Source organism: Allobosea sp. TAB14 (genome assembly GCF_052113865.1).
In the GTDB taxonomy this organism is placed as follows: Bacteria; Pseudomonadota; Alphaproteobacteria; order Rhizobiales; family Beijerinckiaceae; genus Allobosea; species Allobosea spartocytisi.
Map to the genome: position 1 here is coordinate 1 of NZ_JBFRDQ010000252.1, position 9,268 is coordinate 9,268.

General features: G+C 66.4%; 12 protein-coding genes and 1 tRNA gene. 5 read left to right on the forward strand and 8 right to left on the reverse strand.

Annotation, left to right across the window (positions count from 1 at the left end; genetic code table 11):
- Together AB4Y99_RS25435 and AB4Y99_RS25440 are read right to left on the reverse strand one after the other, a co-directional pair.
- Window positions 1-192 (reverse strand): trigger factor family protein (locus AB4Y99_RS25435; RefSeq protein ID WP_441525284.1); only part of this gene is annotated, 192 nt, incomplete at its 3' end.
- Between the two features lie 192 nt (window positions 193-384).
- Window positions 385-469, reverse strand: a tRNA-Leu gene (locus AB4Y99_RS25440).
- A 247-nt stretch (window positions 470-716) separates the two neighbouring features.
- Here AB4Y99_RS25440 and AB4Y99_RS25445 point away from each other — a divergent pair.
- Window positions 717-2,099, forward strand: a complete 1,383-nt coding sequence (locus AB4Y99_RS25445) for a multicopper oxidase family protein (RefSeq protein ID WP_441525285.1) — start codon at window positions 717-719, stop codon at window positions 2,097-2,099.
- Window positions 2,100-2,224: 125 nt separating this feature from the next.
- Here AB4Y99_RS25445 and AB4Y99_RS25450 read toward each other — a convergent pair whose 3' ends face one another.
- The 3 genes from AB4Y99_RS25450 to AB4Y99_RS25460 all read right to left on the reverse strand — a co-directional run bounded on the left by AB4Y99_RS25450 (window position 2,225) and on the right by AB4Y99_RS25460 (window position 4,710).
- Window positions 2,225-2,758 carry a gluconokinase gene (locus AB4Y99_RS25450; RefSeq protein WP_441525286.1) on the reverse strand — a complete coding sequence of 178 codons (534 nt, stop codon included), beginning with the start codon at window positions 2,756-2,758 and terminating at the stop codon, window positions 2,225-2,227.
- A gap of 5 nt (window positions 2,759-2,763) precedes the next feature.
- Window positions 2,764-3,750, reverse strand: a complete 987-nt coding sequence (gene gnd / locus AB4Y99_RS25455) for a phosphogluconate dehydrogenase (NAD(+)-dependent, decarboxylating) (protein ID WP_441525287.1) — start codon at window positions 3,748-3,750, stop codon at window positions 2,764-2,766.
- An 81-nt stretch (window positions 3,751-3,831) separates the two neighbouring features.
- The gene (locus AB4Y99_RS25460) at window positions 3,832-4,710 is read right to left on the reverse strand and encodes an AraC family transcriptional regulator (RefSeq protein WP_441525288.1); all 879 of its coding nucleotides are present in this window, start codon (window positions 4,708-4,710) and stop codon (window positions 3,832-3,834) included.
- On the opposite strand from AB4Y99_RS25460, the gene AB4Y99_RS25465 reads away from it, so the two are divergent.
- Window positions 4,709-5,119 (forward strand): DUF2000 family protein, encoded by a 411-nt coding sequence (locus AB4Y99_RS25465; protein WP_142020794.1) that lies wholly within the window; start codon window positions 4,709-4,711, stop codon window positions 5,117-5,119. The genes AB4Y99_RS25460 and AB4Y99_RS25465 overlap by 2 nt on opposite strands.
- 84 nt (window positions 5,120-5,203) lie before the next feature.
- On the opposite strand, the gene AB4Y99_RS25470 is transcribed toward AB4Y99_RS25465, so the two are convergent.
- Window positions 5,204-6,214, reverse strand: coding sequence for a 1-aminocyclopropane-1-carboxylate deaminase (locus AB4Y99_RS25470; RefSeq protein ID WP_441525289.1), 1,011 nt, complete (start codon window positions 6,212-6,214; stop codon window positions 5,204-5,206).
- 157 nt (window positions 6,215-6,371) lie between these two features.
- On the opposite strand from AB4Y99_RS25470, the gene AB4Y99_RS25475 reads away from it, so the two are divergent.
- The 3 genes from AB4Y99_RS25475 (at window position 6,372) to AB4Y99_RS25485 (ending at window position 7,704) form a co-directional block, all read left to right on the forward strand.
- Window positions 6,372-6,836 carry an Lrp/AsnC family transcriptional regulator gene (locus AB4Y99_RS25475; RefSeq protein WP_441525290.1) on the forward strand — a complete coding sequence of 155 codons (465 nt, stop codon included), beginning with the start codon at window positions 6,372-6,374 and terminating at the stop codon, window positions 6,834-6,836.
- Between the two features lie 99 nt (window positions 6,837-6,935).
- Entirely contained in the window at window positions 6,936-7,364 is a 429-nt protein-coding gene (locus AB4Y99_RS25480) for a MerR family transcriptional regulator (protein ID WP_112762065.1), read from the forward strand.
- A complete protein-coding gene (locus AB4Y99_RS25485) occupies window positions 7,300-7,704 on the forward strand; it encodes a carboxymuconolactone decarboxylase family protein (protein WP_441525291.1) in 405 nt (134 codons plus the stop codon). The genes AB4Y99_RS25480 and AB4Y99_RS25485 overlap by 65 nt, the downstream gene beginning before the upstream one ends.
- A gap of 48 nt (window positions 7,705-7,752) precedes the next feature.
- Here the strand turns inward: AB4Y99_RS25485 and urtE are convergent, their stop codons facing one another.
- Together urtE and urtD are read right to left on the reverse strand one after the other, a co-directional pair.
- Entirely contained in the window at window positions 7,753-8,448 is a 696-nt protein-coding gene (urtE, locus tag AB4Y99_RS25490; RefSeq protein WP_112762359.1) for an urea ABC transporter ATP-binding subunit UrtE, read from the reverse strand.
- A 192-nt stretch (window positions 8,449-8,640) separates the two neighbouring features.
- Window positions 8,641-9,268, reverse strand: a 628-nt coding sequence (urtD, locus tag AB4Y99_RS25495) for an urea ABC transporter ATP-binding protein UrtD (protein WP_441525292.1), incomplete at its 5' end; no start/stop codon positions are given.

The following is a 9,268-nucleotide window of genomic DNA, read 5'->3' on the forward strand; positions in this document are numbered from 1 at the left end:
GGACATGACCGAGCGGCCATAGAGGCGGCGCAGATGCGCGACCGGCACCTTGCCCGGGCGGAAGCCGTTGATCTTGGCCTTGCCCTGGAGGTCCTGCAGGCTGTCGTCGAGCCTGGTCTTCAGGTCGGCGGCGTTCAGCACCACCTGGAATTCGCGCTTGAGGCCCTGGGACAGGGTTTCGGTCACGTTCATTTTTGTACCGCCAACAGCTCGTTTACGTCTCAATGTCCAAAGCGCGACGCCGGTTCCGGCCGCCACCGCGCTCGCGAAAAATTCCGGCATCGGACCGAAAAGTGGCTTCCACTTTCCGGAAAATCCGATGCGATAACAGTCGCATCGATCACCGTTACCGCATCCGGAAGGACACGCGATGATCTCGGCCGATGGTGCGGGCGGAGGGACTCGAACCCCCACGACTTTCGCCGCTGGTACCTAAAACCAGTGCGTCTACCAATTCCGCCACGCCCGCCGGCCCGATAGCGCTGCGCGCGAGCAAACGCAGCGCGGCCATCATTGGGCCGCGGTGCTATACGCATTTCAGGCGGCGGTTGCAGCAAAAAAATGACGGTTCTGCAAAATGCCGGTGCCGCCACTTTTCGGCACGCTTCGCGCCCGGCCCTCTCGCCAGTGCCCGCCGGCCGGATTATGCGGAGGGAATGACGAGCCTGCCGCCAGACCGCCCGACCACCGCGACCCGCCGTCAATGGCTGGCGGGAATGAGCAGCACCGCCCTGCTCGCCCCCCTGCCCGGCCGCGCCCAGAGCCCGGCACCGCCCGGCAACGCAAAGCCGCCGGAGGAGCCCCCGGTCAGAACGCTGGTCGCCGGCCCCGCCAAGCTCCGCTTGCGCCCGGCGCCGGCCGCCGAGACCGAGATCTGGGCCTTCGACGGCACGACGCCGGGGCCGAGCTTGCGAATCAAGCAGGGCGAAACGCTGCGGCTGAAATTGGAGAACAAGACGGCCGCGCCGCTCTCGCTGCACTGGCAGGGCCTGCGCGGCGCAGCGGCGCAGGACGGCGTCGGCGGCTTCAGCCAGCCGCCGGTCGCGCCGGGCGACAGCWTCGAATACCGGCTGACGCCGCCSGATTCGGGCACCATCCTGTATCGCCCGCTGGTCATCGGCGGCTCGTCCGAGCCGGCGGGACGCGGCCTGGGCGGGCTCCTCATCGTCGAGGAACGCGAGCCGCCCGCCGTCGATCTCGACCTGCCGGTGTTCGTGAACGACTGGCTGCTCGGTGACGACCAGGCGATCCTGCCCTTTGCCTTGCAGGCAACGAGCTCGGCTGCCGCCGGCCGGCTCGGAAACTGGCTCACCGTCAACGGCAAGCCACCGCCGCAGCCGGTCAAGCTGCTGCCCGGATCGCGCGTGCGTCTCCGGCTCGCCAATGGCTGCAACGCCCGCATCATGCGACTGCGTTTCGACGGCGCGAAGGCTGCCGTCGTGGCGGTGGACGGCCAGCCGACCGAAACCTTCGAGCCGGTGCATGCGCAACTGCCCTTCGCGCCGGGCACGCGCTACGACGTCATCCTCGACCTGCCGATCGAAGCCGGCGCCTCGGTCAACGTCACCGCCCTGATCGGCCCGGGCCTGCCGCTGGTGCGGATCGTCACGGATGGCGCGGCGAAGGTCCCGCCAGCCGCGGTGCCGGCGCTCAAGCTCAACCCCGCTTTGCCCGCCGCTGTCCGGATGCAGGACGCGCTGCGGCCGACGCTGGTGATCGAGGGCGGCGGCAAGCCGACGCCGGAGCGGACGCTTGACTATACCGGCCTCGATCTCGCCCGGCCCTGGCTGGTCAATGGCGGCATCGGAGCGAAGGACGGCAAGCCGCTGTTCAGCGTCAAGCGCGGCACGCCCGTCGTGATGGCGATCGACAACCGCACCGCCTTCATCCAGCCCGTGCATGTGCATGGCCACGCCTTCCGCCTGCTGCACCCGCTCGACGATGGCTGGGAAAACTACTTCCTCGACACGGTGCAGATTCCGGAAGGCAAGAAGCTGCACATCGCCTTCATCGCCGACAACCCCGGCCGCTGGCTGATCTCCTCGACCGTGCTGGAACGCTTCGATCTCGGGCTATGGAGCTGGTTCGAGGTGGTTTAAGGTCTTCTGCTCCGTCATTCTCGGGCGAAGCGGAGCGGAGACCCGAGAAGCTCAGGACGAGAAGACACTGGTTTCCGAGATGCTCGGGTCAAGCCCGAGCATGACGGCAGTCTCGCCTGATCCGATCAGCCCGCGTCCAGCCCCAGCCGCTCCACCACATCCTGCACGATGGCGTCCTTGCTGTCCTCGACCGAGACGACGAGCGGGTTCTCGTCGGGGCCCGGTTCCTGCAGCGTGGCGAACTGGCTGTCGAGCAGCGCCGGTGGCATGAAATGGTGCTGCCGGGCCGCCATGCGCCGGCCGATCAATTCGCGCGAGCCCCTGAGATAGACCAGCCTCACATCCGGCCGATCGCCGATGATGACCTCGCGATAGGCCTTCTTCAGCGCCGAGCAGGTGACGATGCCGTGCGCGCCCGTCGCCCTGAGGTCGTCGATCCAGGCSGCGATSGCMGCSAGCCAGGGCTTGCGATCCTCGTCGGTCAGCGGGGTGCCGCCGGCCATCTTGGCGACGTTCTCGGGCGGGTGGAAGGAATCGGCATCGCGGAACGGCCAGCCGAGGCGCGCCGCCAGCCGCTCGCCGAGCGAGGTCTTGCCGGAGCTGGCGACGCCCATGATGACGATGACGGCCGGGCGACCGTCCTTATCTTCTGCAATCACGCGGCTCAGCCCTGCTTTTTCGGCTCGACATGGCCGCCGAAGCCGGCGCGCATGGCGGAGAGGATCTTCTCGCCGAAGGTGTGGTCGACCCGCGAGCGGAAGCGGGCGAAGAGCGCCGAGGTCAGCACCTCCGCGGGCGTCGCGGTCTCGACGGCGGCATCGACGGTCCAGCGACCCTCGCCCGAATCGGAGACGTTGCCGGTATAGGCGGAGAGTTCCTCATCGGCGGCGAGCGCCTCGGCCGTCAGATCGAGCAGCCAGGAGGTGACGACCGAGCCGCGGCGCCAGACCTCGGCGATCTCCGCGACATCGAAGTCGAATCCGTATTCGGCCGGCAGGCCTTCCTTGGCGGAGGCGTTGCGCAGGAGGTCGAAGCCCTCCGCGAAGGCCTGCATCATGCCGTATTCGATGCCGTTATGGACCATCTTGACGAAATGGCCCGAGCCGGTCGGGCCGCAATGCAGATAGCCCTGCTCGCTGGTCGGGTTGCGGCCTTCGCGATGCTTGGTCGGCTCGACCTCGCCCTTGCCGGGCGCGAGCACCTTGAAGATCGGCTCCAGCCGGTCGAAGGCCTCCTTGGCGCCGCCGATCATCAGGCAGTAGCCGCGCTCCAGCCCGTGCACGCCGCCGGAGGTGCCGACATCCATGTAGTGGATGCCCTTGGCCGCGAGCTCCTTGCCGCGGCGGACATCGTCCTTCCAGAAGGCGTTGCCGCCATCGATCAGCACGTCGCCTGCGCCGACGAGGCCGGCAAGTTCGGCGAGCGTGCCCTCGGTGATCTTGCCGGCCGGCAGCATCACCCAGATGGCGCGCGGCGCCTTCAGCTTGGCGACCATGTCCTTGAGGTCGGCGGCGACGGTGGCGCCATCCGCAGCAAGGGCCTGCCCCGGTTTCGGATCGCGGTCATAGACCACGCATTCATGGCCGGCGCGCATCAGCCGGCGCACGATGTTGCCACCCATCCGGCCGAGGCCGATCACTCCGAGCTGCATGTCAGATCACTCCTGCCGGGAAGCCGGCTCTCTTGCCTGCTTGAAGCATGGCGGCAGCGGGCGGAGCAAGCGGGGGTCGGGTCAGCGCGCCGCGGCGGCCCGCTGCTGCAGGCTCCGCCAGCGCCCCGGCGTGATGCCGTAGGCCCTGTGGAACTGGCGGGTGAGATGGCTCTGATCGGCGAAGCCGCAGGCGGCCGCGACCTCCGCAAAACCCGTACCGAGCGCGAGCAGTCCGCGCGCCCGGCCGAGGCGACGCATGACGAGGTAATTGTAGGGGCTCGTGCCGAAGGTCGTCCGGAACTGTCGCGCCAAAGTGAAGCGGTCGAGCCCGGTCAGCCTCTCGAGCTCTTCGGAGGCGACCGGCGCTTCGAGATGGCCATCGAGATAATCCCGCGCCCGCTCCAGCGCCGGACGATCGAGCCGCTGCCGGCGCATGCGCGTCGCGGACGGGTCGATCGCGGCAAGCGCGTCGGCCAGAGGGCCCACGATATCGTCGAGCCCGAGCGCTTCGAGCGGCGCATCGAGATCGCGAAGCGCGCCGGTAATGGCACTTACCAACCGAGCATCTTGCGAGACGGCGGCCGGAATGAAGGGCAGGCTGCGGCCGGCCTCGCCCATCGCCTCGCGGATCAGGCGCGGCTCGACATAGATCATCCGGTAGCGAAAACCCTCGGCGATACCGGAGCGGCCGTTATGGATCTCGTCCGGGTGGATGACGATCGCATGGCCGCTCAGGCTGTCGCGCCGGGCGCCGCGATAGTCGAAGGACTGCACGCCGGAAAGCGTCAGCCCGAAGGCATAGGTGTCGTGGCGATGCGGATCATAGGCGTAGCCATGGAAGAAGGCCTCGATCCGCTCGATGCCATCAGCGCCGGTGCCGAGCCGCACCCAGTCCGCGGCACCCGGCTTGCACGATCGTTCAAGACTGGCCTTTCCGGCCTCGGCTAACGCTGCATCCATGCGTTACGATACCAAGATCGCCATCGTGGTGCGCGAGAATCTCGCGACCTGGCAGAAACTCAATGTCGCGAGCTTCCTCGCCGGAGGGCTCGTCGGCGCCTCATCCGAACTCGCGGGAGAGCCCTATCAGGATGGCTCGGGCCGGTTCTACGGCCCGCTGATCCGCCAGCCCGTGCTGATCTTCGCCGCGAGTGCCGAGGCGCTGAAGCAGGTGCTGCAGCGCGCGCAGGGGCGCGGCGTCAGGGCCCATCTCTACACGCATGAGCTGTTCACGACCGGCAACGATGTCGACAATCGCGAAGCCGTGGCGGCGGTCGCCACGGCCGATCTCGATCTCGTCGGACTCGCTCTCCATGCCGAGCGCAAGGAGATCGACAAGATCGTCAAGGGCCTGAAGCTGCACGATTGAAAGCTCAGGGAAACAGAGCCTCCACCGGGCCTGGCGCGCGCACCGGCTCGCGCATCAGGACCCGCGCGTCCACGCCATGGCGGCTCAGCCGTTGCGGAAGGTGTAGCTGTAGCCGTTGATCGCCGGCACGCCGCCAAGATGGGCGTAAAGCACTTTCGAGCCGGCCGGGAAGAAGCCCTTCTTCACCAGATCGATCATGCCCTGCATGGATTTCCCCTCATAGACGGGGTCGGTCATCATGCCTTCGAGCCGGGCCGACATGCGGATCGCCTGAAGCGTCTCCTGCGAGGGCACGCCGTAGACGGGGTAGGCGTAGTCCTCGTTGAGGATGATGTCATCGGCGGTGATGTCCTTGCCGCCGATGAGCGCCGAGGTCTTCTGCGCGATGTCGAGGACCTGCGCCTTCGTCTGCGCGGGCGTGAAGGACGCGTCGATGCCGATGACGTTGCGCTGGCGTCCGTCCTTGGCGAAGCCGACGACCATGCCGGCATGGGTCGAGCCCGTGACAGTGCAGACCACGACGTAGTCGAACTTGAAGCCGAGTTCGGCCTCCTGCGCCCTCACCTCCTCGGCAAAGCCGACATAGCCGAGCCCGCCGAATTTGTGGACCGAGGCGCCGGCCGGAATCGCATAAGGCTTGCCGCCCTTGGTCTTCACATCGGCCAGCGCATTCTCCCAGCTTTCGCGGATGCCGATGTCGAAGCCCTCATCGACCAGCTCGACATGGGCGCCCATCACGCGCGACATCAGGATGTTGCCGACCCGGTCATAGACGGCGTCGTCATGCGGCACCCAGCTTTCCTGCACCAACCGGCACTTCATGCCGATCTTGGCGGCGGTCGCCGCGACCATGCGGGTGTGGTTCGACTGCACGCCGCCGATCGAGACCAGCGTGTCGGCGCCGGAGGCGATGGCGTCCGGTACGATGTATTCGAGCTTGCGCAGCTTGTTGCCGCCGAAGGCGAGGCCCGAATTGCAGTCCTCGCGCTTGGCGTAGAGCTCGACGGCGCCGCCGAGATGGGCTGAGAGCCGCGAGAGCTTCTCGATCGGCGACGGCCCGAAGGTGAGCGGATAGCGCTCGAATTTCTCCAGCATGGGTCTTGCTTGCTCCGTTAAACACCGGAGAAAGCTAACAAAATCGCTTCGAAACGTCCTTCCGAAATGAGCCCTCTTTCTATTGCATTTCAGCCGCAATAAGCAATTCTGTGACTCCTGCAATCAGAAACTGAGCCATATTTCGGAAGAATCTTTCATGGACCAGACGCTCGACAAAACCGACCTCAGGATTCTGCGGCTGCTGCAAAGCGACGGGCGCATGGGCAATGCCGAGATTGCCAAGCGGGTGAACACCAGCGCCGCGACCTGCCATCGCCGCATCCAGCGCCTCTTCGCCRAGGGTTACGTCACCGGCGTGCGGGCTCAGATCGCGCCGAAGAAGGTCGAGATGGGCACGCTCGCCTTCGTCGGGGTGGTGCTGGACCGCTCGACGCCGGAAAGCTTCGGCGCCTTCGAGGAGGCGATCCGCGAGATGAAGCTGGTGCTCGACTGCCACATCGTCGCCGGCGATTTCGACTACATCCTGAAGATCCGCGTGCGCGACATGGCCGATTTCAACAAGCTCCATGCCGACAGGCTGATCGCGCTGCCGGGCGTGCGCCAGACGCGCACCTTCTTCGTCATGAAGGAGGTCGTGGACAACGCGCTGCTGGTGTTCTGAGGGATCGCGCGGTCCCCCAAAAAAATCGCGTCGACGGCATTGACTTAGAGCGCGCTCGAACTCGTAGCTTCCACGGCGTCACCACGAGAAGAGGGCGGCATGAAGATCGGCGAACTGGCCCGGCGTTCGGGGCTGACGGCCCATACGATCCGCTATTACGAGCGCATCGGCCTCCTGCCCTATGCCGACCGGGACCGGTCGAGCCAACGCGACTACGATGCCTCGATCCTGACCTGGATCGAGTTCCTGGGCAGGCTCAAGACCACGGGCATGCCGATCCGCGAGATGCTGCGCTACGCCGCCTTGCGGGAACAGGGTGCCGGCACGCAACCCGAGCGGCGCGCCCAGTTGGAGCGCCACCGCGAGCAGGTCCGCGCCCGCATCGCAGAGCTCAACGCCTGCCTTCTCGTCCTCGACACCAAGATCGCCGGCTATGCCGGCGCCGAGAACAGGATAGAAGACTATGACGCACATCAACGCTCACGCCGAAACCAGCCGGCTAGAACGCGGCAAGCGCGCGCTCGCTGAGATCGACGGCGACGCAGGCCACAAGGTGATCGCGGCGCTCGCCGACATCGCACCCGATTTCGCGGACTATGTGTTCGAATTTCCCTTCGGCGACATCTATTCGCGGCCCGGTCTCGACCTGCGCTCGCGCGAGATCGCGACGATCGCCGCCCTTGCGGCGATGGGGAATGCCGCGCCGCAGCTCAAGGTGCATATCGAGGCCGGACTGAATGTCGGCCTCTCGCGAGAGCAGATCACCGAGGTCCTGATCCAGATGGCTGTTTATGCCGGGTTTCCGGCTGCGCTCAACGGGCTGTTCGCGGCGAAGGAGGTCTTCGCGGCGCGTGATCTCGCCGCCTGAACCGAGGCTGCATCGGACCCGCGGACTCCTGGTCAGCGGGTCCGCCCCTCAGACTTGAATCAGCCGTTGTACCTGGTTGCCGTCGAGCTCGTTCATCGGGCCGGACAGCACGACCTCGCCGCGGTCCATCACGAACATCGTGTCGGCGAGGTCGCGGGCGAAGTCGAAATACTGCTCGACAAGCACGATCGCCATGCCGCCCTTCTGGCGSAGATAGTCGATGGCRCGGCCGATATCCTTGATGATCGAGGGCTGGATGCCCTCGGTCGGCTCGTCCAGAACCAGCAATTTGGGCCGGGTGACCARCGCYCGCGCKATGGCGAGYTGCTGYTGYTGGCCWCCCGAGAGGTCTCCGCCGCGYCGGCCCAGCATGGACTTSAGCACGGGGAACAGGTCGAAGAGTTCATCCGGGACGAAGCGCTCCCTGCGCTTCAGCGGCGCAAAGCCGGTTTCCAGATTCTCCTTCACCGTCAGCAGCGGGAAGATCTCCCGCCCCTGCGGCACATAGGCGATGCCGGCCCGCGCGCGATCCTCGCTGCGCAGGGTCGAGATGTCCTCCCCGTCGAAACGGATATGGCCGGCCGAGATCGGCTGATGGCCGACGATGGCGCGCATCAGCGAGGTCTTGCCGACGCCGTTGCGGCCCATCACGCAGGTGACCTTGCCCGGTTCCGCGGTGACGGAGACGCGGCGCAGCGCCTGGGCCGCGCCGTAATGGAGGTCGATGGTGTCGACGGTCAGCATGACGGCGGTCCGTTTCCAGCCACGGCATTGCGAAAAAACGCGCCGTCATCCCGGGCAAGCGGCGAAGCCGCGCCGATCCGGGATCCATCGTAGAGTGCTGGAGCCCTACGATGGATCCCGGATCTCCGCTTCGCTGCGTCCAGGATGACGGTGCGGATCAGCGGCAGGGCGAGAGAGGATATGGTCAGCATCTCACCGCCCCAGATAGACTTCGACGACGCGCTCGTTGGCGCTGACCTGATCGAGCGGCCCCTCGGCCAAAACCGAGCCCTCATGCAGGACCGTGACCTTCACGCCGAGTTCGCGGATGAAGCCCATGTCGTGCTCGACCACGATCACCGAATGATCCCGCGCGATCTCTTTGAGCAGCACCGCCGTCTGCGCCGTCTCGCCATCGGTCATGCCGGCGGCGGGTTCGTCGACGAGCAGGAGCTTCGGGTCTTGCGCCAGCAGCATGCCGATCTCGAGCCACTGCTTCTGGCCGTGCGACAGAGAGCCCGCGAGCCGGTCGCGCTTGTCGGCCAGTTTCACGATGCCGAGGATGTCGTCGATGCGCTTCTGCTGGGGCTCTTCGGTCTTCCAGAACAGCGTCCTGCCGACCGTGCGCTTCGATTTCAGCGCGAGCAGGATGTTGTCCTCGATGGTGTGGAAGTCGAASACSGTCGGCTTCTGGAACTTGCGGCCRATGCCGAGATTGGCGATYGCGGCCTCGTCGAGCYTGGTSAGRTCGACCGARCCGCCRAACATCACCGTSCCSWCRTCSGGCYTGGTCTTGCCGGTGATRATRTCCATCATCGTSGTCTTGCCGGCGCCGTTGGGG